Raw genomic sequence first — 21,303 nt, forward strand, 5'->3', positions numbered from 1 at the left:
CGCCCCCCCCACCCCCCCCCCGGGGGCGCCGGGCCCCCCCGGCCCCCCCCCCCCCCCCCCGGGGGGCCCCCCGCGGGGCCCGGCCGGGGGGGGGGCCCCCCCCCCCCCCGGGGGGGGGCCCCCCCCACCGGCGCGTGCGAGGAGTGGTGGGTCTCAGCCGAGCGGCAGACCGTTGAGGGCGGTGCCGCCGAAAGGCAGGACCTGGGCGATCGGCAGACCGCCGAGGAGACCGGCGACGGGCCCGGTCGGGCCGTCGGCGAGCACCTTCTTGACGGCGGGCTGCGCGGCCGAGACGCCCGTGGCGAGCGCCGGCTGGGCCTGCGTCAGCGCCTCACCCGCGCCCGGCAGCGCCTTGGTGGCGTTCTCGGTGGGGAGCCCCTGGGAGACGGAACCGAGCGCCTGCGTGGCGTCCGGGACCGCCGGAGCGGCGTTCGCGGCACCCGCGCCGGCGGCGGCGAAGGCGGCACCGAGGGCGGCGACACCGAGGGTCTTGGCAGCAGACTGCTTCATGAAATGCGTCCTCGAAATGGGTTTACGGGATGTCAGCGGTCCACGAACGTAAACACGGGAGCCCCGCCCACCGCAAACATCGAAATGCGGACGGATGGTGAACACCCGCCCGCATTCCACACCCAAGAATTGTGTCGCTCAGCTCTCCTCGGCCACAGAACCGCTGGTGGAGGCGGTCTGCTGGAACAGCCATTCGGACTTCAGCTCGGCATATCCGGGCTTGATGACGTCATTGATCATCGCGAGTCGTTCATCGAAAGGAATGAACGCTGATTTCATCGCATTGACGGAGAACCACTGCATGTCGTCGAGCGAATAACCGAACGCGTCGACAAGGTGCTCGAATTCCCGGCTCATGCTGGTGCCGGACATCAGCCGGTTGTCGGTGTTCACGGTGGCCCGGAAGTGCAGGCGCCGCAACAGCCCGATCGGGTGCTCGGCGTACGACGACGCGGCCCCGGTCTGGAGATTGGAGCTGGGGCACAGCTCCAGCGGGATCCGCTTGTCCCGGACATAGGAGGCGAGCCGCCCGAGCTTGACCGTGCCGTCCTCGTGGACCTGGATGTCGTCGATGATGCGCACGCCGTGCCCGAGCCGGTCGGCGCCGCACCACTGCAGGGCCTGCCAGATGGACGGCAGCCCGAAGGCCTCGCCGGCGTGGATGGTGAAGTGGTTGTTCTCGCGCTTGAGGTACTCGAAGGCGTCGAGATGACGGGTGGGCGGGTACCCGGCCTCGGCGCCCGCGATGTCGAAGCCCACGACCCCGAGGTCCCGGTAGCGGTTGGCGAGTTCGGCGATCTCCAGGGCACGGGCCGCGTGCCGCATCGCGGTGAGCAGGGCGCCGACGCGGATGCGGTGGCCGTTGGCCCTGGCCCTCCGCTCACCTTCGCGGAAGCCCTCGTTGACGGCCTCGACGACCTCTTCGAGGGTCAGCCCCTTCTCCAGGTGCTGCTCGGGGGCGTACCGCACCTCGGCGTAGACGACCCCGTCCGCGGCGAGGTCCTCGGCGCACTCGGCGGCGACCCGGGTGAGTGCCTCGCGGGTCTGCATGACGCCGACGGTGTGCGAGAAGGTCTCCAAGTACCGCTCCAGCGAACCGGAGTCGGCGGCCTCGCGGAACCAGACGCCCAGCCGGTCCGCGTCGGTGTCGGGGAGCGCGGTGTACCCGGTGTCCCGGGCGAGGTCGACGATCGTGCCGGGGCGCAGCCCGCCGTCGAGGTGGTCGTGCAGCAGAACCTTGGGTGCCCGGCGGATCTGGTCCGGGCTCGGGGGGTTCCCCCTCCGGTCAGTCTGGCTCGTCATCTACGCACTCTAACTCCTACGCGCGTAGAGCGCCCGCTGTACGAATCCGCCGATACGTAACGGTGACCGCCCGGCCCCGTGTCGTACCCCCCGGGCTTCTGACACTGTTCTGTCATGGCACAGCAAGCGACGCCGGTTCGCAGCGCCCGACTGGGCAGGACACTCGGCCCGGAGCCGGCGGCGGTGAGCGGGGTGGTGCTGCTCCTCCCGGGCGGCGACGAGACCTCTTTGCGCAGACCCGCCTCGATGCGACTGCCCTCCGCCGTAAGGGCGTTGGGACGACGACTCGCCCGTGCGGGGCACGCCGACGGGCTCGCGGCACATCTGGTGCACTACCGCTATCGGGGGTGGAACGGCAGCGAGGCGCATCTCGCGCACGACGCGACCTGGGCCGCCGACGAGGTCGTACGGCGCTACGGCGACGTCCCCGTGTCCCTGGTCGGCATCGACATGGGCGCACGAGCCGCACTGCACGCGGGCGGGCACGAGGCCGTCAACTCCGTGGTGGCGGTCGCTCCCTGGCTGCCCGAGGAGGATGTGGCGGCCGATCCGGAACCGGTCAAGCAGCTCGCGGGGCGCCGGGTGTTGATCGTGCACGGGACCAACGACCAGCAGACGGACCCCGAGTTGTCGTTCCGGTTCGCGTCCCGGGCGAAGAAGGCGAACCGGGAGGTGTGCCGGTTCGAGGTGCACTCCGACGGGCACGGACTCCATCAGTACCGGGCCGAAGTGCACGCGCTGACCGAGGACTTCGTGATGGGGGCGCTGTTCGGGCGGGTGCTGTCACGGCCGGTGCAGGACGCGCTGGCCGCTCCGCCGCCGCTGGGGCTGCGGATGCCGCTCGCCTCCGGGTTCGGGCGGCGGCGGTAGGTCAGGGCGGCGGGGACGCAGGTCAGGGCAGCAGGTTCCCCCTTCTCGACAGCAGGAACTTCTTGAAGGCGGCCACCGGCGGTGTGTCCGGGTGGCCGTCGAGCCAGGCGACGCCGATCTCGCGGGCCGCCCGAGGGGCCGTGACCGTCAGTTCCACGACTCCCGGGCGCGGGAAGGCCGGCGGCGGCAGAAGGGCGACGCCCAGCCCTGCCGCCACCAGCCCCCGCAAGGTCTCCGCCTCCTCGCCCTCGAAGGCGATGCGGGGCTTGAATCCGGCCTCCTGGCAGAGGTCGTCGGTGATGCGGCGCAGACCGTAACCGGGCTCCAGGGTGACGAAGGACTCCTCGGCGGCCTCGGCGAGGCGTACCCGCTTGCGTGCCGCGAGCGGGTGGTCGGCGGGGACCACGAGCCGCAGCTTCTGTTCGTCGAGGCGACGGGCCACGAGGTCGGGGGCGTCCGGGACCGGTGAGGTCAGACACAGGTCCAGCTCGCCCGCGCGCAGGCGTTCGATCATCGCCTCGCCGTAGTTCTGGACCAGGCTGAACCGGACGCGGGGGTGGTCGGCACGGAAGGCCCGGATGAGGCCGGGAACCGTCTCCGAGCCCATGGTGTGCAGAAAACCGAAGGCGACCTTGCCGGTGGCCGGGTCGGCGTCGGCACGGACCTCGTCGGCGGCGCGCCGGATCTCGGCGAGGGCGCGTTCGACGGAGCCGAGGAAGGTGCGGCCGGCGGGGGTGAGGGAGACCGTGCGGCCGATGCGGGCGAAGAGGTCGACGCCGAGATCCTGCTCGAGGCGGACCATGGCCCGCGAGAGCGTCGACTGCGGTACGTCCATCTCCTGGGCGGCGCGGGTGACGTGCTCGGTGCGGGCCACGCCGGCGAAGTAGGCGAGCCGCGGGGCCAGCAACATCACCATGTCTTCTGTGTCACTGGACGGTGACAGACGCGCCTGTGACCTCTGCTGATGCTCCATGGGAACGATTATGGCCAATCCATGCATTGGACGGATGAGCGCGGCCGTACGTAACTTCGAAGCATGCCTGCCAGTACCGAGGCGTCCACCCGCGTGGGCGCCGTATCCCCCGCCGCATCCCCCGCCTCTGCCACCGTCGACTCCCGTCTGACCCCGGGCGGCCCCGGCTACCGCCGGATGAGCTTCGCCCTCTTCCTCGCCGGTGTCGCGACCTTCGCGCTGCTGTACTCCACCCAGGCCCTTCTCCCGCTGATCTCGGGCGAGTTCGGGGTCGCGGCGAGCGAGGCGAGTTGGACGGTGGCGGCGGCGACCGGCGGCCTGGCGCTGTTCGTGCTGCCGATGAGCGCCCTCTCCGAGCGCTTCGGACGCCGTACGGTCATGACGGCGTCGCTGGCGGTCGCGGTGACGGTCGGGATCCTGGTCCCCTTCGCGCCCTCGCTGACCACGCTGGTCGTGCTGCGGGCGGTGCAGGGTGCCGCCCTGGCGGGACTGCCCGCCTCCGCGACGGCGTATCTCGCCGAGGAGGTCCGGCCTAAGGCGCTGGTCACGGCGATCGGCCTGTTCGTCGCCGGCAACAGCGTCGGCGGGATGAGCGGCCGGGTCATCACCGGCTGGGTCGCGCAGGAGTGGGGCTGGCGGGTGGCCGTGGGAGTCATCGGCGCGCTCGCGGTGGCCTGCGCGGTGGCGTTCCGCCTGCTGCTGCCGGCGCCGAAGCACTTCGTGGCGGGCTCGCTGCGGCCGCGGGTGCTGCTCGGCACGGTCCGCGGACACCTGGGTGACCCGCTGCTGCGCCGCCTCTACGCCATCGGCGCGCTGTTCATGACGGTCTTCGGCGGTGTGTACACGGTGATCGGCTACCGGCTGACCGAGGCGCCCTTCTCCCTCCCCCAGGGCATCGTCGGCTCGATCTTCCTGGTCTACCTGGTGGGCACGGTGTCCGCGTCGACGGCGGGCCGGCTCGTCGGCCGCCTGGGCCGCCGGGGCGCGCTGTACGCGGCGGGCGGTACGACGGCCGCGGGCCTTCTGCTCTCCCTGGCCGACTCCCTCGGGCTGGTCCTGCTGGGCCTGGTCCTGATCACCGGGGGTTTCTTCGCCGGGCACGCGGTGGCGTCCTCGGCGGTCAGCAAGACGGCCACCCATGGCCGCGCCCAGGCCTCGGCCCTCTACCAGTCCGCCTACTACATCGGCTCCAGCGCGGGCAGCACGGTCGGCGCACTCGCCTTCCACGCGGGCGGCTGGACCGGGACGGTCGGGGTCGGCCTGCTGGCGGTGGTCGGCGTGGTGTCGATCACCGTCCTCGGAACACGTGCGGCCCGGGCCCAGCAGCGGCTCGCGACGGCCTGAGCCGCATGTTCTGCTTCCCTGACCGGGGTCGGCCGGTCAGGGGACGTTTTTTCGCCCCCGCCGCCCCTACCCGTCCCGTCCCGTCCCGTCCCGTCCCCAAAGGCTGCCGCCCCTTCGACCCCGCTCCCAGGGGGCTCTGCCCCTGCCCGTCCGGCGTTTGAGGACGAGGCCCTCAGGGCCGAGGGGGTCTGGGGGCACGGCGGGGGCGAGAACCATCCGACCTGCACGTTCACCCACTCGGCACGCCATTGTCAGAGCCCTGCGGTAGCTTCCAAGGAGTGGGCGCAAAGGCGCGGCACAGTACGGCCACAGGGGTGGGTGGACGATGACGGACGCTACGGCTACGACGACAGACCTCGACGTCAGGCTCGAGAAGCACCGCACGGAGCTGACGGGGTACTGCTACCGCATGCTCGGCTCGTCCTTCGAGGCCGAGGACGCGGTGCAGGACACGATGGTGCGGGCCTGGCGGAGCTACGACAGGTTCGAGGGCCGTTCCAGCCTCCGCTCGTGGCTGTACCGGATCGCGACCAACGTCTGTCTGGACATGCTGACGGCGGGGAACAAGCGCGCCCGCCCCATGGACCTCACCGAATCGACGCCCCTCGCCCAGGCCGCCCTGTCCCCCCGCCCGGACCACACCTGGCTGGAGCCGATGCCGGACAACCGCATCCTGCCGACCGTCGAGGACCCGGCCGAGGCGGCGGTGGCCAAGGAGACCGTGCGGCTCGCCTTCATGGCCGCCCTGCAGCAACTGCCGCCCAAGCAGCGCGCGGTGCTGATCCTGCGCGAGGTGCTGGCCTGGAAGGCGAGCGAGGTCGCCGAACTGCTCGACACCTCCGTCGCCTCGGTCAACAGCGCCCTCCAGCGGGCCCGCGCCACCCTCGCCGAGCGGGAGGAGCACGGCGCCGACGCGGCCGTCTCCGACCCGCTGGACGAGGAGCAGCAGAAACTCCTGGACCGCTATGTGAAGGCGTTCGAGGGGTACGACATGACGGCGCTGACGGCCCTCCTCCACGAGGACGCCATCATGACGATGCCGCCGTTCGACCTCTGGCTGACGGGCCACGACGACATCACGGGCTTCATGACGACCCTCGGCGCGGCCTGCGAGGGCTCCCGGCTGGTGCCGGTGCAGGTCAACGGCATGCCGGGGTTCGCCCAGTACAAGCCGGACCCGGACAAGGGCGGTCACATCCCGTGGGCGGTCCAGGTGCTGGAGATCTCAGACGGCAGGCTCACCGGGTTCCATTTCTTCCTCGACACCCAGCGCTGGTTCCCCCTGTTCGGCCTGCCCCTCCACCTCGAAGCGGAGGCCGACGAGGTCGAGGAGGGCGTGTAGCCCGGGGTCGGGGTCGCGCAGTCTGATCCGGCCCCCGGCGCGCCGGGCCGCGAGCTGCAGCCGGGCGAGCAGATCGACGACGGCGAGACCCGGCGGTCCCAGCCCGGCGACGTCGCACACCACCACCCCGGCGCGGGTCGTCCGCAGCAGGGCCCGGACCTCGTCGCCGAGCCCCGTCACCTCGTCCCGGGTGACGGGGCCGGCCAGCACGAGTACAGCGGGTGTCATGGCGTCCACGATCGGTAGACCTGACGGGCGGGCGTAACTCATCGGCCGACGCCCCGCCGCGCGGGAAGGATCACGTTGACCTGGGTGCCGCCTGCCCCCGAGGGTTGCCTGTATGCGCCACCCATCAGCACCTCCCTGGATATGCCACGCCCTCCTCACCCTTGAGGAGCCTCCGTGCAGGGAGTGCTGACCGGCTTCGCGGTCATCGCGGTGGTGATCGGCGTCGGCTATCTCATCGGTCTGCGCGGCTACCTCGGCGACCAGGGCCGGGAGGTCCTGACCAAGCTCGCCTTCCATGTCGCCTCCCCCGCCCTGCTGTTCACCACGCTGGCCCGGGCCGACCTGTCGGTGATCTTCTCCAGCCGTCTCCTGGTGACCGCGCTCAGCACGGCAGCGGCGGCGGGCGTCTTCGTGGCGGTGGGTGTCGCCCGGGGCTGGGGGCTGGGCCGTACGACGATCGGCGCGCTGTGCTCGTCCTACGTCAACTCCGGCAACCTCGGCATCCCGATCGCGGTGTACGTGCTCGGGGATGCCTCGCTGGTGGCGCCGGTGCTGCTCTTCCAGCTGGTCGGGGTGACCCCGATCGCGCTGACCGTCCTGGACGTGGCGTCGGGCGACGGGGAGAAGGGTCCGCTGTGGCGGCGACTGCTGACCCCGCTGCGCAATCCGATCGCGGTGGGCTCACTGGCCGGCGTGGCGGTCTCGGCGGCCGGTCTCAAAGTCCCGGCCCCCGTCATGGACCCCCTGACCCTGATCGGCGGCATGTCGGTCCCGGCCGTCCTCCTCGCCTTCGGCATCTCCCTGTGCGGCAGCACCATGCCCGGCCGGGGCCCGGACCGACAGCTCGTCCTGCTCTCGGTCGCCCTGAAGTCGGTGGGGCAGCCCGCGGCGGCCTGGGCACTGGCGGCCGGGGTCTTCGGCCTCCACGGAGCGCAACTCCTCGACGTGGTGGTGACATCGGCCCTGCCGGCCGCGCAGAACCTCTACACGTACGCGTCCACCTACGGCGTGGGCGAGCGCTTGGCCCGCGACTCGATCCTGGTGTCGACGGTAGTGTCGGTGCCGGTATTAGTGGTTGTCGCGGCGCTGTTGGGGTGACTCAGGTCTCGGGGAACTCGCCGGTGTCGATGACGAGGTCGAAGGGGGCCGGGATGGTGAGGGGTTCGCCGAACTTGGCGACTGCCAGCGGGCGGTAGGCGTCTCCGTGGGGCTCTCCGTAGAGGGTCGCGGTGGGGCCTTCCGGCGCCCAGCGGTCGACGAGGAGGTAGAGCGGGATGCCGGCGGACGCGTAGGCGGCAGGCTTGCTCACCCGGTCGTGGCGGGCGTTCTTCCTGGAGGTGACCTCAACGACGAGTTCGGCGACGGCAGCCGGCAAGTAGGTCTCCGCGTCGGTGCACTCCTCGATCGGGGCGACCAGGATGTCCGGGATGAACATCCCCAACCGCGACGGAACAGCGATGGCCTGGGTCTGGAACACCCCCCAGTCATCGGGGATCACGGAGTAAAGGCGGCGCTGAATACGTTCCGCGATCACGTTGTGACGCGGCGCGGGAGCAGGTGACACGGTGATGATCCCCTCAATGATCTCCACCTTGCTGCCCTCGGGCCATTCCATCTCGTCCCAGAGCTGGACGAGGTCGTCCCAGCTCTGGCCGGGATCGTGGCCCACGGTGAGTGCGCTCATGGCGGTCTCCTATCGGTGCGTCACCGAGTCCAGCATGCCGAACGGGACCAGTGGCGGTCCACCGATCCCGTTCACCCGAAAGAGGAAACCCCAGGTCAGGCGATGCGTTCAAGCACCACCGGCGACGCCGTGAAGGCCGTCCCCGGCGCCCCGATGTCGTAGGAACCCTCGATCGACTGGAGGGCGTACTCGAAGCGCTCCGGGGTGTCGGTGTGCAGGGTCAGCAGGGGCTGGCCCTCGGTGACCGTGTCGCCCGGCTTGGCGTGCACCTCCACGCCCGCGCCCGCCTGCACCGGGTCCTCCTTGCGGGCACGCCCCGCGCCGAGGCGCCAGGCGGCGACGCCGATGCCGTAGGCGTCGAGGCGGGTCAGGACGCCGGAGGCGGACGCCTTGATCACGTGCTGCTCGCGGGCCACGGGCAGCTCCGCGTCCGGGTCGCCGCCCTGCGCCGCGATCATCCGACGCCAGACGTCCATCGCCGAGCCGTCGGCCAGGGCCTTCGCCGGGTCGGCGTCGCGGACGCCCGCCGCGTCGAGCATCTCGCGGGCCAGCGCGAGGGTCAGCTCGACCACGTCCGACGGGCCGCCGCCGGCCAGGACCTCGACCGACTCGCGGACTTCGAGGGCGTTGCCCGCCGTGCGGCCGAGGGGCGTGCTCATGTCCGTCAGGAGCGCGACCGTCTTCACGCCGTGGTCCGTGCCCAGGCCCACCATCGTGGACGCCAGCTCGCGCGCGTCCTCGATGGTCTTCATGAAGGCGCCGGTGCCGACCTTCACGTCCAGGACCAGCGAGCCCGTCCCCTCCGCGATCTTCTTCGACATGATCGAGGAGGCGATCAGGGGGATGGCCTCGACCGTGCCGGTGACGTCACGCAGGGCGTACAGCTTCTTGTCGGCGGGAGCCAGGCCGTCGCCCGCCGCGCAGATCACCGCGCCGGTGGTGTCGAGGACGTTCAGCATCTCCTCGTTCGACAGCAGCGCCCGCCAGCCCGGGATCGACTCCAGCTTGTCGAGCGTGCCGCCGGTGTGGCCGAGACCGCGGCCCGAGAGCTGGGGGACGGCCGCGCCGCAGGCCGCCACCAGGGGCGCCAGCGGGAGGGTGATCTTGTCGCCGACGCCGCCCGTGGAGTGCTTGTCGGCCGTCGGGCGGGACAGGGACGAGAACTCCATGCGCTCGCCCGAGGCGATCATCGCGGCGGTCCAGCGGGCGATCTCACGGCGGTTCATGCCGTTGAGCAGGATCGCCATCGCGAGCGCGGACATCTGCTCGTCGGCGACCTCCCCGCGGGTGTACGCGTCGATGACCCAGTCGATCTGCTCGTCGCTGAGTTCACCGCGGTCCCGCTTGGTGCGGATGACGGAGATGGCGTCCATGGCCATGCAGGGCTTTCCTTCCGGGAATTACTTGGTGAGATGCCCCGGCCCGAAGGCCTGCGGCAGCATCTCCGACAGCGGCAGGATGCCCGCCGGGGTCTCCAGGAGCAGGTCCGGGCCGCCGAACTCGTACAGCAGCTGCCGGCAGCGGCCGCAGGGGACGAGGATCTCGCCCCGGCCGTCCACGCACGTGAAGTGCGTGAGCCGGCCGCCCCCGGAGTTCTGCAGCTCCGAGACCAGACCGCACTCGGCGCACAGGCCGAGGCCGTAGGAGGCGTTCTCCACGTTGCAGCCGGTGATGGTACGGCCGTCGTCGACCAGGGCGGCCACGCCGACCGGGTAGCCGGAGTACGGGGCGTACGCCCGGGACATGGCGTCCCGGGCCCGCTCGCGCAGCGACTCCCAGTCGATGTCGGACCGGGCGGTCACTTGCCCTGGCCCTTCCGGTAGCGCATGCCGTCCGCCTTGGGCATTCGCAGGCGCTGCGCGGACAGCGACAGCACCAGCAGCGTGACGACGTACGGGGTGGCGCCCACGAAGTCGCTCGGGACCTCGTCGGTGACCAGGTACCAGACCAGGACGCCCGCGGCCACCATGAGGCTGATGCCGCCCTGCCAGTGCGCCTTCTTGTACAGCTTCCAGCCGGCCATCGCCAGGAGCAGCACGAACAGCAGGAGCAGCAGCGCGTGCACGGTCTCGCCGCCGTTGCGCAGCTGGAGCGCGTCGGAGTAGCCGAACAGACCCGCGCCCATGGCGAGTCCGCCGGGCCGCCAGTTGCCGAAGATCATGGCGGCGAGGCCGATGTAACCACGGCCGCCGGTCTGGCCCTCGAGGTAGGTGTGCGAGGTGACCAGGGCCAGGAAGGCGCCGCCGAGACCGGCGAGGCCGCCGGAGACGGCCACGGCCATGTACTTGTACTTGTAGACGTTGACGCCGAGGGACTCGGCGGCGATCGGGTTCTCACCGCAGGAACGCAGCCGCAGGCCGAACGGGGTGCGCCACAGCAGCCACCAGCTGCCGACGAACAGCACGACCGCCAGGACCGTCACGATGGACAGGTTGGTGAACAGACCGCCGAGGATGCCCGCGATGTCGGAGATCAGGAACCAGTGGTGGTTCTCGATGGAGTGCAGACCGCTGGACAGGCCCGGGACGTCGAAGTGCGGCAGGGAGTCCACGGGCGGGGACTGCTTGGGGTTGCCGCCCGCGTCCGCCGCCTTGCCGTCCACGAAGAAGAGCTTGGCGAGGTACTGGGTGGTGCCGAGCGCGAGGAGGTTGATCGCGACACCGGAGACGATGTGGTCGACGCCGAAGGTGACGGTCGCGACCGCGTGGAGCAGGCCGCCGAGGACGCCGAAGCCGACGCCGCACAGCAGGCCGAGCCAGGGGCTGGACTGCCAGCCGATCCAGCCGGCGCCGAAGGTGCCGAGGATCATCATGCCTTCGAGGCCGATGTTGACCACACCGGAGCGCTCGGACCACAGACCGGCGAGACCAGCGAGGCCGATCGGCACGGCGAGGCTGAGCGCTGCGGAGACCTGGCCCTCGGAGGTGAGCTGGTCGGAGCCGGAGATGACGCGGACGGCGGCGATGAGGAGCAGCGCACCGGCGACGATCATGAGGATCTGGCCGAGCGAGCGGCCGGACCGGGTGGCGGTGTCCGCCTTGGGGGCCGCGGGGGGCGGCGTGTGGGTCGTCGTGGCAGTCATCACGCCACCTCCTGCTTCTGGGTCGGGGCTGCGGCCTGGGCGGCGAGCTCGGCGCCGACCCGCTGCTGCTGGCGCCTGAGTCCGTAACGGCGTACGACCTCGTAGGCGATGACGACGCACAGGACGATGACGCCCTGGATGACGCCGAGGATCTCCTTGTCGTAGCCCTGGAACTCCAGGTGGTTGGTGGTGCGCTCCAGGAAGCCCCACAGCAGCGCGCCCAGCGCGATGCCGACCGGGTTGTTGCGGCCGAGCAGGGCGATGGCGATACCGGTGAAGCCGATGCCTACGGGGAAGTCGTTGCTGAACTGGTGACTGTCGTTGAGCAGGGTCGGCATGCCGATCAGGCCGGCCACCGCGCCCGAGATGAGCATGCTGGTGGCGATCATCTTCTTGACCGAGACACCGCTCGCGGCGGCGGCGCTCTCGGACTGGCCGACGGTGCGCAGGTCGAAGCCGAAGCGGGTGCGGCCGAGGACGAACCAGTACGCGATGCCGACGAGTACGGCGATGACGATGAAGCCCCACAGCTCGCCCGCCGCGCCGGTGTCGATCTGGAAGAAGTACGAGGACGACGGCAGCGGCTTGGTGGAGACGACCGTGCCGCCGGCCTGGAGCTCGGCGAGCTTTCCGGGCTGGAGCAGGTAGGCGATGATCGCGGTGGCGATCGCGTTGAGCATGATCGTCGAGATGACCTCGCTGACGCCGCGGGTCACCTTCAGAACGCCCGCGATGCCCGCCCACACGGCACCGGTGCCCATGGCGCACAGGATGATCAGCGGGATGGAGATCCAGCCCGGCGTGGTCAGCGCGCCACCGAGGACAGCGGCGAAGAACGCGGCGATGCGGTACTGGCCGTCGACGCCGATGTTGAACAGGTTCATCCGGAAGCCGATGGCCACCGAGACGCCCGCCAGGTAGTACGTCGTCGCCTTGTTGAGGATGTAGACCTGGCTGTCGCTGGCGGAGCCGTAGGTCAGCATGTCGCTGAAGGCGGCGCCCGGGTTCTTGCCGGTGGCGAGGATGACCAGGGTGGTGACGACCAGTGCGGCGACGACCGCCAGCAGCGGGGCCGCGATGCCGAGGAGCAGCCGCTCCCTGTCGATGCGTTGGGTCAGCTTGTTCATCGGGCGTCGTCCTCGTGGTCCGCTGCGGAGTCCGCTGCGTGCTCCAGGTGGCCGGTGGTCGCACCGGTCATGGCGGAGCCCAGCTCCTCGGGGGTGATGGTGGCGGGGTCGGCGTCGGCGACCAGTCGGCCGCGGTACATCACCCGCAGGGTGTCGGACAGGCCGATGAGCTCGTCCAGGTCGGCGGAGATCAGCAGCACGGCCAGGCCCTCGCGGCGGGCCTCGCGGATGTGGTCCCAGATCGCGGCCTGCGCGCCGACGTCCACACCGCGGGTGGGGTGGGCGGCGATGAGCAGCTTGGGCGCGTGGCTCATCTCGCGGCCGACGATCAGCTTCTGCTGGTTGCCGCCGGACAGCGAGGCGGCGGTGACGTCGATGCCGGGGGTACGGACGTCGTACGCCTTGATGATGCGCTCGGTGTCCGTGCGGGCGGCCTTGATGTCGAGCAGCTGGCCGCGGGAGTTGGGCTTCTCGGTGACGTGGCCGAGGATGCGGTTCTCCCACAGCGGGGCCTCGAGGAGCAGGCCGTGGCGGTGGCGGTCCTCGGGGATGTAGCCGACGCCGGCCTCGCGGCGGTGGCGGGTGGGGACGTGGGAGATGTCGGTGCCGTCGAGGGTGACCGTGCCGGAGTCGGGGTCGCGGATGCCCATGATGGCCTCGACCAGTTCGGACTGGCCGTTGCCCTCCACGCCGGCGATCCCGAGGACCTCGCCCTGGTGGATGGTGAAGGAGATGTCGTCGAGGATGATCCGCTCGATGCCGTCGAGGTCGGTCTGGGCCAGGCGCAGACCGTCCAGCTTCAGCAGCGGGACGTCGGTGACCGTGGACTCCTCGGTCTCCGGCGTGGGCAGTTCGCTGCCCACCATCAGCTCGGCGAGCTGCTTGGGGGTCGTACCGGCGGGCTCGACCGTGCCGACGGTGGTGCCGCGCCGGATGACGGTGATCTCGTCGGCCACCGACAGGACCTCGCCGAGCTTGTGCGAGATGAAGATGACGGTGAGGCCCTCGGCCTTGAGCTCGCGCAGGTTGTCGAAGAGGGCGTCGACCTCCTGCGGGACGAGGACGGCGGTGGGCTCGTCGAGGATCAGGGTCTTGGCGCCGCGGTAGAGGACCTTGAGGATCTCCACGCGCTGGCGGTCGGCGACGCCGAGCTCCTCCAGCAGCACATCCGGCCGGACGTTCAGGCTGTACGCGTCGGAGATCTCCCTGATCTTCGCGCGGGCCTTGGCGCCGATGCCGTACAGCTTCTCCGCGCCCAGGACGACGTTCTCCAGGACCGTGAGGTTGTCGGCGAGCATGAAGTGCTGGTGCACCATGCCGATGCCGCGGGCGATGGCGTCGGCGGGGGTGTGGAGGGTGACCGTCTCGCCGTTCACGGTGATGGTGCCCTCGTCCGGCTGCTGCATGCCGTAGAGGATCTTCATCAGGGTGGACTTGCCGGCACCGTTCTCACCGCACAGGGCATGGACGGTGCCCGTGCGGACGGTGATGTCGATGTCCTTGTTGGCGACGACGCCGGGGAATCGCTTGGTGATGCCGCGCAGTTCGACGGCAGCGGGAGGGCTGGACGCGTTGATGGCGCACTCTCCTGGGGGAAAGGGGCTGCGTAGGGGAGGGCAGGCGTCGGCGACGCTAGCGCGACAACTCCGTGCTACACGCGTAGAGTTGACACATTGTTATGGCTCGGCGAGGGGGTTGTCGAGGCCCCTTCGCCGAGCCCGGGTTCCGGCGGGAACCGTCAGGTCAGCTGGTCTTGACCTTGACGGTGCCGTCGACGATCTTCTTCTTCGCGGCGTCCAGCTTCGGCTGAATGTCGTCGATGAAGCCACCGCTGGTGGCCAGGCCCACGCCGCCCTTGGCGAGCGAGTAGATCTGGTTGCCGGTCAGCGGCTTGCCGTCGTTGACGGACTTGATGAAGTCGTAGACGCCGACGTCGACGTTCTTGACCATCGAGGTGAGAATCGAGTTCTTGTACTTGGCCAGACCCGCGATGTTGTACTGGTCCGAGTCCACGCCGATGGCCCAGGCGCCCTTGACGCCGGAGATGGCCTCGATCGAGCCGTTGCCGGAGGAGCCGGCCGCGGAGTAGATCACGTCGGCGCCGGCGTCGAGCTGGCCGGACGCGGCCTCCTTGCCCTTGTCGGGGCTGGCGAAACCGGAAAAGTCCGAGCCATGGGTCAGGTACTGGACGTCGACCTTGACCTTGGGGTTGGTGTCCTTGACGCCCTGGACGTAGCCCGCCTCGAACTTCTTGATCAGCGGGGTGTCCACACCGCCGATGAAGCCGACGTGGTCCTTCTTGGTCTTCAGCGCGGCGGCGACACCGGCGAGGTAGGAGCCCTGCTCCTCGGTGAAGGTGATGCTGTCGACGTTCTTGGCGGTCGCGACCGCGTCGATGAGGCCGAAGTTGACCTTCGGGTACTTCGCGGCGACCTTGTCCACCGAGGTGGCGTAGGAGAAACCGACGGCGACGATCGGGTTGTACCCGGCGTCCGCCAGGTCGGTCAGGCGCTGCTCGCGGTCGGCCTCGGTGTCGGAGCTCTTGGCGGTGAGCTCCTTGATGGAACCGCCGAACTCCTTCGCGGCCTTGTCGGCACCGCGCGCGGCGGAGTCGTTGAAGGAGCGGTCACCACGGCCGCCGACGTCGTAGGCGAGGCCGATCTTGATGCCGCCCTTGCCGCTGCTCGCGGAGGCGGACGACGAGCTGTTGTCCTGTGAGGACGTGCTGCCACAGGCTGTGGCAGTCAGTGCGAGAGCTGCGGTTGCGATACACGCAGCAGAAAGCTTGGCTACCCGGCGCACGGGAGGCTCCTTCACCTGACCTGAGCGCCTTGTCGGCGCTTCATGTGAGCACCATGCCAGTGCCCGGGCCTGTACGCCCCTGCGGCGTTGGCTTCGCGGCATCGTAACGCGCGTAGATGTCGGAAACAGACCTCTTCCGAAGCCGTTATCGATTCGAGGCAAACAGCGTCTGAACTGAGGCTCTACGGGCTTCGCACACCCGGATTGCGATGAGCGCACGATTGGCTTACGAGCATGTTGCGCCGAGCGGCGGAACGGCCCTCGAGGGGGCCGTCCGTCACACTCCGGTCACTGCGCGGCGTCCAGCAGGGCCGCGGCCGTGAACATCTCCACGCCTACGGTGATGGCGGACTCGTCGGCGTCGAAGTCGCCCTGGTGGAGGTCGCGCACAGTCCGCTCGCCCGGCGTCCGCACCCCGAGGCGGGCCATGGCACCGGGGACGCGCTGCAGGTACCAGGAGAAGTCCTCGCCCCCGAGGCTCTGCTCGGTACTCTCGACGGAGTCGGCGCCGCGCCGGACGGTCATGGCCTCGCGGATCAGCTCGGTGACGCCCCCGTCGTTGACGACGGGCGGCACGCCTCGTACGTAGTTGATCTCGGACTTGGCCCCGTGCAGATTGGCGACCTCGTCGATCGCGGCGACCACGATGTCCGGGGCCTGCTGCCAGGTGTCGAGGTCGAGGCAGCGCACGGTCCCGGAGAGCTCGGCGTGCTGCGGGATGACGTTCGGGGCGTGCCCCGACTCGATCCGCCCCCAGGTCACGGCGAGCCCGGCCCGCGTGTCCACCCGTCGCCCGACGAGGGCGGGCACGTCGGTGACGACGCGGGCGGCGGCGGTGACGAGGTCGGTGGTGAGGTGCGGCCGGGCGGTGTGCCCGCCGGGCCCGTCGAGGGAGATCTCCAGCCGGTCGCAGGCGGAGGTGATCGCACCGGTCCTGAGCCCGATCTTCCCGGCGTCGACCCGGGGGTCGCAGTGCACGGCGAGCATCTTCCCGACGCCCTCCAGCACCCCGCACTCGATGGCGTCGGCGGCACCGCCGGGCAGCACTTCCTCGGCGGGCTGGAAGATCAGCCGCACGGGCCGCGGCAGCAGCCCCCGCTTGTGCAGGTCGGCGAGGACGAGCCCGGCGCCGAGCACGACGGCCGTGTGCACATCGTGCCCACAGGCGTGCGCCCGATCGGGCACGGTCGACCGGTACGGGCACTCGGTCTTCATGTCCGGGATGGGCAGGCCGTCGATGTCGGCGCGCAGGGCGAGCATGGGCCTTTCGCCGTCCCACTCCCCGATGTCACAGACGAGACCGGTCCCCACGGCGAGCACCCGGGGCTTCAGCCCCGCCCGCTCCAGCCGCTCCTTGATCGCCGCGGTGGTTCGGAACTCCTGATTGCCGAGCTCCGGATGCATGTGCAAGTCGCGCCGGAAGTGGACCAGTTCGGCGTGCAGCGCGTCGCTCAGCACGCCGGGAAGCACGGCTTCCCCGGGCAGATCGACCTCGGACTCCAGTGACATCAGTTGCTTCACCCTCTAAAGGGTAGGACGCCGGGGCGACCAACCGACCCGCGATCAACAAAACTTCAACCCGCCGTGGGAAGAAAATCTGGTCGCTCGACGCATGGATGTGATTTGAGATGGGTAAGAACCATCTTTCCCACACATACCACGCCTCCGCTCCCGCATGCCGGTCTGTTCACCTTTCGGAACCCCACGGAGCGGAATCTGGGGTTGGGGGTCCCGGATCCGTCACCACCACGTGACGATTGCGCCACACAGTGCGATCGGTGGGCCTGAGCCGGGCAGCCTTCCCCGCATGAACGCGTGCGGATGCGGCGAGGACCACATTCCATGGATGCTGGCGAAATTCGGCTTCCTGGGCGCGGCGGGGCTGATCCTGGGAATACTGATCACCATGATCGCGGCAGGCTGGCTGCTGTCCTCGCTGGTGTGGCTGGTACGCCGACGCCACACAGCGGCACCAGGACCGGCACCGATCGGTGAACCCTCGCAGCACCCTCTGGCGGGGTTCACCTGGACGGAAGAGCCGCCCCGCGGGGGCTGAGCCCTGCCGAGTCCCGTCCTAAGCCGAGGCCAGTTCACACCACACGTACTTGCCCCGGTTGCCCTGCCTGGACAAGGGCTGCCATCCCCACAGATCCGCGCAGGCCTTGACCAACGCCAATCCCCGCCCCTCCTCTGCTTCTCCCATGGCGTTCAACTCACCGGGCGGCTCGGGAGGTTCAGGGTCCGCGTCCCAGGCCCCGATCCGCAGCACCCCCGCCGACCACCGCACCCTGAGGGCGGCCGGCCCTTTCGTGTGCCGTACGGCATTGGAGACCAGCTCGGCCGCGAGGAGTTCGGCGGTGTCGGTCAGGCGGATCAGGCCGTGCATCGTGAGGATGAGACGGAGGGTGCGACGGGCGACGGTGACGGCTCGGAGGTCGTTCGGGATGTACAGGGTGTACTCCCAGGGGGCGTTTTCGGGCATGGCGCAACTCCAGCTCTCCAGGCGGCTTCGGGCGGTGGCAGTGCCGCAGCCGTCGTGGCAGGACGGGGCGGTGCGCTTCCGGGATCCCGGCGATTCCGCAGCGTGTGCGTCGCATCACTGACAGTAGACCTGCAATTCGAGGTCTAGCAACCTGATCGCGTAATCTGTCCCCGAACGAGCCGCGCCGATAGGCGCGTTGATCCGAGGAGCACTCCATGGCGGGACTGAGGCCGGAACCCACCGCACGGCAGATGCGACTCGGAACTGAGCTGCGCAGACTGCGGGAGAAGGCCGGCCTCACCGGACGCGAGGCGGCCGCCCTGCTCGGCGTGAGCTCCGGCCAGATCAGCCAGATCGAATCCGCCCTGACCGGCGTGAGCGAGAAACGCTTGCGCAGCATGGCGGTCAACTACTCCTGCTCCGACGAAGAGTTGATCTCAGCTCTGGTGCATGTGGCCACCGACCGGACTCGCGGCTGGTGGGAGGAGTACCGCGGGCAGTTGCCCACGCCGTTCCTGGACCTCTCCGAACTGGAACACAACGCCACATTCCGATGGGACGTGGACTTGCTGCACGTGTCGGGCCTTCTCCAGACCGAGGACTACGCACGGGCTCTCTTCTCGACCCGCATTCCGGAGCTCCCCGATGCCGACCGCGAGCTGCGTGTGCGGCATCGCATGCAGCGTCGAACAATCCTCGAAAGGCCCACACCAACCCCCTACCAGGCCGTGATTCACGAGGCAGCGCTACGAATCAGGGTCGCCGGCCGAGCTGCCTCACAGGCCCAGCTCGCTCGCATTCTGGAGCTCTCCGAAGCAGACCACGTCACCGTCCGAGTCATCCCGTTCACCCTGGAGCGCTTCGACGACACCGGCAGCGCGATGATCTACGCCGGTGGCAGCATCCCGAGGTTGGACACTGTGGTCCGCGACGCGCCACACGGCACGGCGTTCATCGACGCAGAGGCTCAACTCGGCGTATTCCGAACACTCTTCCGTAGAGTAGAAGCGTCATCACTTGATCCCGAACAGTCACGCGACCTGATCCACCATCTGGCCAAGGAGCTGTGAGGCACCCGATGAGCACGCGCGAAAACTGGCGGAAGTCGTCCTACTCAGGCGGCGGCGACGGCAACGCCTGCGTGGAGATCTCAACCCACCCCACCTACATAGCCGTCCGCGACTCCAAGAGCCCGGCCAGCGCCAATCTCACCTTCCCGCCCGGTGCCTTCACCACCTTCCTCGAAGCCCTCAAGTCCCCCCACCTCGCCCCCGATGACCGTCAGGGAAAGTCCACCCGCCACCCCGTGACGCCCCGCTAGGGTGCAGCGAGTGAACGCCGAGACCCCCGACTTCATACGGGCCGCCCGAACCGCGTACGACACGATCGCCGAGCCCTACACCGAGCAGTTCTCCGACTGGGCCGGCATCCCCACGCTGGACAGAACCCAGATCACCGGCTTCGCGGAACTGGTGAAGGAGCAGAACGCCGGCCCGGTGGCCGACATCGGCAGCGGCCCGGGTCACGTGACCGCGGCGCTCCACGACCTCGGCATTCGGGTCTTCGGCGTGGACGTCTCCCCGAAGATGGTCGAACTGGCCCGCAGAGCCCACCCGAACCTCCGCTTCCACGTGGGCTCGATGACGTCGCTGGACCTACCCTCGGAAACCCTGGGCGGCATCACCGCGCTGTACTCGATCATCCACGTCCCGGACGACCACCTCCCCACGGCCTTCGCGGAGTTCCACCGCGTGCTCGCCCCCGGCGCCCACGCCCTGATCGGCTTCCAGTACGCGCCCGGCGGCACCCACATGCACCTGGACGAACGCTTCGGCCACAAGATCTCCCTCGACTACTGGCTGCGCGCACCGGAGGCGGTCGCCGAGCCCCTCACCAAGGCAGGTTTCCAGGTGATCCTCCGAGTCCTCGTGGAGCCCCTGGGCGAGGAAAAGCTGGCCCGCGCGTACCTGGTGGCGCAGAAACCGGCGTAGGCGACAGGCCGGAGCCCGCCAGGGCCCCGGAACGAAGATCTGCTCGGGCGCTAACCTCCGACGCATGGCTCAATCCCCGCGCTCCCTGCAACTCGTCACGCGGCTCGTTGACGGGCACATCTGCGCCTATGACCTGGCTGCCGATGCCAAGGGCGTGCTGCTGCCCGCGATGGTCTTTCGGCCGGCTCCCGAGGACGATGTAGTTGACCACGCCGTTGCCGCTGGTCTTCAGCACGCCTACTACACGACCCTCAATGCGGCCGTTTGCGTGACGGCGGACGGGGCCGAGGTCTGGCGGTCGCAGTTCGAGCCACAGTCGGACCGGCAGCACGGACACCGGCCCAGCTGTGTGCTGTCGTGGGACGACCGTGTGGTGTGGGTCTACCGGCCTGACGCCATGGCCGGCCGGAACCGACCCGACCAGTGGGTCGCCCTGGACGCCGAGGCGGGAACGGTCACCGCGCAGGCGGATCTCCGGACCGTCGGGCACGGCGGACAGCAACTGCGGGACCCGGCGAGTGATCAGGTCCTCCTCGATGTGGGCGAAGGACAGGACGGCTCGGTCATCTACCGTGCGTCGCTGACCGGGGACCGGATGGACCTCTTCCGCTATCCCTGGAGCGATCGTTGCCTCATCGACCTGTCACCCGACGGACACCACTTCATGACCGTTCACCACGAGCAGGCCGACATCGCCATCCACACCTACCCCGACGGCGAGGTGACGTTCGCCCTCTCCGTCGACGCCTTCGGACACGACCCGGACGAGGTCTACGTGGACTGGAGTGGCGGGTACCTGAGTCCGGACACTGTCATCGTCACCCTCACCGGCGAAAGCGAGGACGAGCAGGAGTGGTTCCGTCACTACCGCGTCGATGTGCGCTCGGGCCGAGTCCGCACGGAGTTCGACCCGCGCTCTGACGATCCCTACGACATCCAGCCCCTTGGCGACGGAACCTGGCTCACCGCAGATCCATCCGGTCACCCGCACCGCTGGACCGACTCATAGAAGTCGTGGCCACGAACGCTTCAAGCACAGGACATCTACGGGCGACTCACAAAGGCAGCAGACATAAAGGCACCCCATGTCATAGCCTTTTCTGCCGCCCGTTTAATAGGCCGTTAGCGATACCAGTCCTCGCCCCCGCTCCCCAAGGCGCTTCGCAAGAAGCTCTCAAGGGAAGGCGAGATCCAGTTCCTGCTGTCCGTTTCGTGATCCCAGACGAACACATCATCCCGTTCAGGCGTCCGAACGAAGGCGAATTGATCTCCGCCACCGTTGTCACCGAAAAAGAGGAGCGGATCGAAGGGCATATAGAGGTTCCGGAGCTGTTCATTATTGCGGAGCGAGACGTTCTCGGCGAGAATCCTCTCAGCCGACCAAACAATTTCTACTCCATACTCGGCGTTGATTCCGTCGGTCTCCGCAAGAAGAGATCGAAGCGGCGGCGGAACCGACTGCCCAAGTCGTTCTTCAATCAGCACCACGGCGTCTTCAGTGGTGGGATCATGAAGCTCTACATTCGAAAATTCAAGGCTGATTTCACGCCACATGTGAATCCTCTG

Annotated in this window: 23 protein-coding genes; 9 read left to right on the plus strand and 14 right to left on the minus strand. The window is 69.4% G+C overall.

The features are described from left to right. Window positions 1-153: 153 nt before the first annotated feature. Together ACIRP7_RS07785 and ACIRP7_RS07790 are read right to left on the minus strand one after the other, a co-directional pair. Window positions 154-510: an ATP-binding protein gene (locus ACIRP7_RS07785; protein ID WP_403655162.1), complete on the minus strand. Its 357-nt coding sequence runs from the start codon at window positions 508-510 to the stop codon at window positions 154-156. A gap of 138 nt (window positions 511-648) precedes the next feature. Then, window positions 649-1,812, minus strand: coding sequence for an adenosine deaminase (locus tag ACIRP7_RS07790; RefSeq protein WP_403655164.1), 1,164 nt, complete (start codon window positions 1,810-1,812; stop codon window positions 649-651). Window positions 1,813-1,926: 114 nt separating this feature from the next. On the opposite strand from ACIRP7_RS07790, the gene ACIRP7_RS07795 reads away from it, so the two are divergent. Beyond that, window positions 1,927-2,682, plus strand: a complete 756-nt coding sequence (locus ACIRP7_RS07795; protein ID WP_352389036.1) for an alpha/beta hydrolase — start codon at window positions 1,927-1,929, stop codon at window positions 2,680-2,682. A 22-nt stretch (window positions 2,683-2,704) separates the two neighbouring features. On the opposite strand, the gene ACIRP7_RS07800 is transcribed toward ACIRP7_RS07795, so the two are convergent. After that, window positions 2,705-3,655, minus strand: a complete 951-nt coding sequence (locus ACIRP7_RS07800) for a LysR family transcriptional regulator (RefSeq protein ID WP_403655166.1) — start codon at window positions 3,653-3,655, stop codon at window positions 2,705-2,707. 63 nt (window positions 3,656-3,718) lie between these two features. Between ACIRP7_RS07800 and ACIRP7_RS07805 the strand changes: the two genes are divergently transcribed. After that, complete coding sequence (locus tag ACIRP7_RS07805) at window positions 3,719-4,999, plus strand: MFS transporter (RefSeq protein ID WP_403655168.1); 1,281 nt, start codon at window positions 3,719-3,721, stop codon at window positions 4,997-4,999. Between the two features lie 325 nt (window positions 5,000-5,324). Beyond that, window positions 5,325-6,341 carry a sigma-70 family RNA polymerase sigma factor gene (locus tag ACIRP7_RS07810; RefSeq protein ID WP_403655170.1) on the plus strand — a complete coding sequence of 339 codons (1,017 nt, stop codon included), beginning with the start codon at window positions 5,325-5,327 and terminating at the stop codon, window positions 6,339-6,341. On the opposite strand, the gene ACIRP7_RS07815 is transcribed toward ACIRP7_RS07810, so the two are convergent. After that, on the minus strand, window positions 6,225-6,569 hold the full coding sequence (locus ACIRP7_RS07815; protein ID WP_403655172.1) for an STAS domain-containing protein: 345 nt from the start codon (window positions 6,567-6,569) through the stop codon (window positions 6,225-6,227). The two genes, ACIRP7_RS07810 and ACIRP7_RS07815, sit on opposite strands and share 117 nt — an antisense overlap. Before the next feature lie 174 nt (window positions 6,570-6,743). Here ACIRP7_RS07815 and ACIRP7_RS07820 point away from each other — a divergent pair, with 174 nt between their 5' ends. Further along, window positions 6,744-7,667 carry an AEC family transporter gene (locus ACIRP7_RS07820; protein ID WP_403655174.1) on the plus strand — a complete coding sequence of 308 codons (924 nt, stop codon included), beginning with the start codon at window positions 6,744-6,746 and terminating at the stop codon, window positions 7,665-7,667. A 1-nt stretch (window position 7,668) separates the two neighbouring features. On the opposite strand, the gene ACIRP7_RS07825 is transcribed toward ACIRP7_RS07820, so the two are convergent. The 8 genes from ACIRP7_RS07825 to ACIRP7_RS07860 all read right to left on the minus strand — a co-directional run bounded on the left by ACIRP7_RS07825 (window position 7,669) and on the right by ACIRP7_RS07860 (window position 16,773). Beyond that, window positions 7,669-8,253, minus strand: a complete 585-nt coding sequence (locus tag ACIRP7_RS07825) for a Uma2 family endonuclease (RefSeq protein WP_403655176.1) — start codon at window positions 8,251-8,253, stop codon at window positions 7,669-7,671. 95 nt (window positions 8,254-8,348) lie between these two features. After that, window positions 8,349-9,626 (minus strand): thymidine phosphorylase, encoded by a 1,278-nt coding sequence (locus ACIRP7_RS07830; RefSeq protein WP_403655922.1) that lies wholly within the window; start codon window positions 9,624-9,626, stop codon window positions 8,349-8,351. 27 nt (window positions 9,627-9,653) lie between these two features. Then, window positions 9,654-10,055 carry a cytidine deaminase gene (locus ACIRP7_RS07835; protein ID WP_403655178.1) on the minus strand — a complete coding sequence of 134 codons (402 nt, stop codon included), beginning with the start codon at window positions 10,053-10,055 and terminating at the stop codon, window positions 9,654-9,656. Beyond that, the gene (locus tag ACIRP7_RS07840) at window positions 10,052-11,335 is read right to left on the minus strand and encodes an ABC transporter permease (protein ID WP_403655180.1); all 1,284 of its coding nucleotides are present in this window, start codon (window positions 11,333-11,335) and stop codon (window positions 10,052-10,054) included. Before ACIRP7_RS07840 ends, ACIRP7_RS07835 begins: the two co-directional genes overlap by 4 nt. Next, on the minus strand, window positions 11,335-12,462 hold the full coding sequence (locus ACIRP7_RS07845) for an ABC transporter permease (protein WP_403655182.1): 1,128 nt from the start codon (window positions 12,460-12,462) through the stop codon (window positions 11,335-11,337). The genes ACIRP7_RS07840 and ACIRP7_RS07845 overlap by 1 nt, the downstream gene beginning before the upstream one ends. Then, entirely contained in the window at window positions 12,459-14,006 is a 1,548-nt protein-coding gene (locus ACIRP7_RS07850) for an ABC transporter ATP-binding protein (RefSeq protein ID WP_403655924.1), read from the minus strand. Before ACIRP7_RS07850 ends, ACIRP7_RS07845 begins: the two co-directional genes overlap by 4 nt. A gap of 199 nt (window positions 14,007-14,205) precedes the next feature. Continuing rightward, window positions 14,206-15,264, minus strand: coding sequence for a BMP family protein (locus tag ACIRP7_RS07855; RefSeq protein ID WP_403655184.1), 1,059 nt, complete (start codon window positions 15,262-15,264; stop codon window positions 14,206-14,208). A gap of 288 nt (window positions 15,265-15,552) precedes the next feature. After that, window positions 15,553-16,773, minus strand: a complete 1,221-nt coding sequence (locus ACIRP7_RS07860; RefSeq protein ID WP_403655926.1) for a M20 family metallopeptidase — start codon at window positions 16,771-16,773, stop codon at window positions 15,553-15,555. Window positions 16,774-17,110: 337 nt separating this feature from the next. On the opposite strand from ACIRP7_RS07860, the gene ACIRP7_RS07865 reads away from it, so the two are divergent. Continuing rightward, on the plus strand, window positions 17,111-17,320 hold the full coding sequence (locus tag ACIRP7_RS07865; RefSeq protein ID WP_403655186.1) for an MYXO-CTERM sorting domain-containing protein: 210 nt from the start codon (window positions 17,111-17,113) through the stop codon (window positions 17,318-17,320). A gap of 18 nt (window positions 17,321-17,338) precedes the next feature. Here ACIRP7_RS07865 and ACIRP7_RS07870 read toward each other — a convergent pair whose 3' ends face one another. Then, on the minus strand, window positions 17,339-17,746 hold the full coding sequence (locus ACIRP7_RS07870; protein WP_403655188.1) for an ATP-binding protein: 408 nt from the start codon (window positions 17,744-17,746) through the stop codon (window positions 17,339-17,341). A 215-nt stretch (window positions 17,747-17,961) separates the two neighbouring features. Here ACIRP7_RS07870 and ACIRP7_RS07875 point away from each other — a divergent pair, with 215 nt between their 5' ends. The 4 genes from ACIRP7_RS07875 to ACIRP7_RS07890 all read left to right on the plus strand — a co-directional run bounded on the left by ACIRP7_RS07875 (window position 17,962) and on the right by ACIRP7_RS07890 (window position 20,746). Then, the gene (locus tag ACIRP7_RS07875; RefSeq protein ID WP_403655190.1) at window positions 17,962-18,816 is read left to right on the plus strand and encodes a helix-turn-helix domain-containing protein; all 855 of its coding nucleotides are present in this window, start codon (window positions 17,962-17,964) and stop codon (window positions 18,814-18,816) included. An 8-nt stretch (window positions 18,817-18,824) separates the two neighbouring features. After that, on the plus strand, window positions 18,825-19,067 hold the full coding sequence (locus ACIRP7_RS07880) for a DUF397 domain-containing protein (RefSeq protein ID WP_403655192.1): 243 nt from the start codon (window positions 18,825-18,827) through the stop codon (window positions 19,065-19,067). Window positions 19,068-19,077: 10 nt separating this feature from the next. Continuing rightward, window positions 19,078-19,737 carry a class I SAM-dependent methyltransferase gene (locus ACIRP7_RS07885; protein ID WP_403655194.1) on the plus strand — a complete coding sequence of 220 codons (660 nt, stop codon included), beginning with the start codon at window positions 19,078-19,080 and terminating at the stop codon, window positions 19,735-19,737. A gap of 64 nt (window positions 19,738-19,801) precedes the next feature. Then, window positions 19,802-20,746, plus strand: coding sequence for a hypothetical protein (locus ACIRP7_RS07890; protein ID WP_403655196.1), 945 nt, complete (start codon window positions 19,802-19,804; stop codon window positions 20,744-20,746). A gap of 113 nt (window positions 20,747-20,859) precedes the next feature. Here ACIRP7_RS07890 and ACIRP7_RS07895 read toward each other — a convergent pair whose 3' ends face one another. Continuing rightward, complete coding sequence (locus ACIRP7_RS07895) at window positions 20,860-21,291, minus strand: SMI1/KNR4 family protein (protein WP_403655198.1); 432 nt, start codon at window positions 21,289-21,291, stop codon at window positions 20,860-20,862. Window positions 21,292-21,303: the final 12 nt, after the last annotated feature.

The sequence above is a fragment of the Streptomyces sp. NPDC102270 genome (assembly GCF_044766405.1).
Taxonomy (GTDB): Bacteria; Actinomycetota; Actinomycetes; order Streptomycetales; family Streptomycetaceae; genus Streptomyces.

Bases quoted from the DNA above. Each gene is read 5' to 3' on its own strand.
- ACIRP7_RS07790 (WP_403655164.1), bottom strand. From the start codon at position 1,812: ATGACGAGCCAGACTGACCGGAGGGGGAACCCCCCGAGCCCGGACCAG.
- ACIRP7_RS07795 (WP_352389036.1), top strand. From the start codon at position 1,927: ATGGCACAGCAAGCGACGCCGGTTCGCAGCGCCCGACTGGGCAGGACA.
- ACIRP7_RS07875 (WP_403655190.1), top strand. From the start codon at position 17,962: ATGGCGGGACTGAGGCCGGAACCCACCGCACGGCAGATGCGACTCGGA.
- ACIRP7_RS07785 (WP_403655162.1), bottom strand. From the start codon at position 510: ATGAAGCAGTCTGCTGCCAAGACCCTCGGTGTCGCCGCCCTCGGTGCC.
- ACIRP7_RS07865 (WP_403655186.1), top strand. From the start codon at position 17,111: ATGCTGGCGAAATTCGGCTTCCTGGGCGCGGCGGGGCTGATCCTGGGA.
- ACIRP7_RS07815 (WP_403655172.1), bottom strand. From the start codon at position 6,569: ATGACACCCGCTGTACTCGTGCTGGCCGGCCCCGTCACCCGGGACGAG.
- ACIRP7_RS07890 (WP_403655196.1), top strand. From the start codon at position 19,802: ATGGCTCAATCCCCGCGCTCCCTGCAACTCGTCACGCGGCTCGTTGAC.
- ACIRP7_RS07805 (WP_403655168.1), top strand. From the start codon at position 3,719: ATGCCTGCCAGTACCGAGGCGTCCACCCGCGTGGGCGCCGTATCCCCC.
- ACIRP7_RS07830 (WP_403655922.1), bottom strand. From the start codon at position 9,626: ATGGACGCCATCTCCGTCATCCGCACCAAGCGGGACCGCGGTGAACTC.
- ACIRP7_RS07800 (WP_403655166.1), bottom strand. From the start codon at position 3,655: ATGGAGCATCAGCAGAGGTCACAGGCGCGTCTGTCACCGTCCAGTGAC.
- ACIRP7_RS07825 (WP_403655176.1), bottom strand. From the start codon at position 8,253: ATGAGCGCACTCACCGTGGGCCACGATCCCGGCCAGAGCTGGGACGAC.
- ACIRP7_RS07860 (WP_403655926.1), bottom strand. From the start codon at position 16,773: ATGTCACTGGAGTCCGAGGTCGATCTGCCCGGGGAAGCCGTGCTTCCC.
- ACIRP7_RS07880 (WP_403655192.1), top strand. From the start codon at position 18,825: ATGAGCACGCGCGAAAACTGGCGGAAGTCGTCCTACTCAGGCGGCGGC.
- ACIRP7_RS07845 (WP_403655182.1), bottom strand. From the start codon at position 12,462: ATGAACAAGCTGACCCAACGCATCGACAGGGAGCGGCTGCTCCTCGGC.
- ACIRP7_RS07870 (WP_403655188.1), bottom strand. From the start codon at position 17,746: ATGCCCGAAAACGCCCCCTGGGAGTACACCCTGTACATCCCGAACGAC.
- ACIRP7_RS07810 (WP_403655170.1), top strand. From the start codon at position 5,325: ATGACGGACGCTACGGCTACGACGACAGACCTCGACGTCAGGCTCGAG.
- ACIRP7_RS07895 (WP_403655198.1), bottom strand. From the start codon at position 21,291: ATGTGGCGTGAAATCAGCCTTGAATTTTCGAATGTAGAGCTTCATGAT.
- ACIRP7_RS07840 (WP_403655180.1), bottom strand. From the start codon at position 11,335: ATGACTGCCACGACGACCCACACGCCGCCCCCCGCGGCCCCCAAGGCG.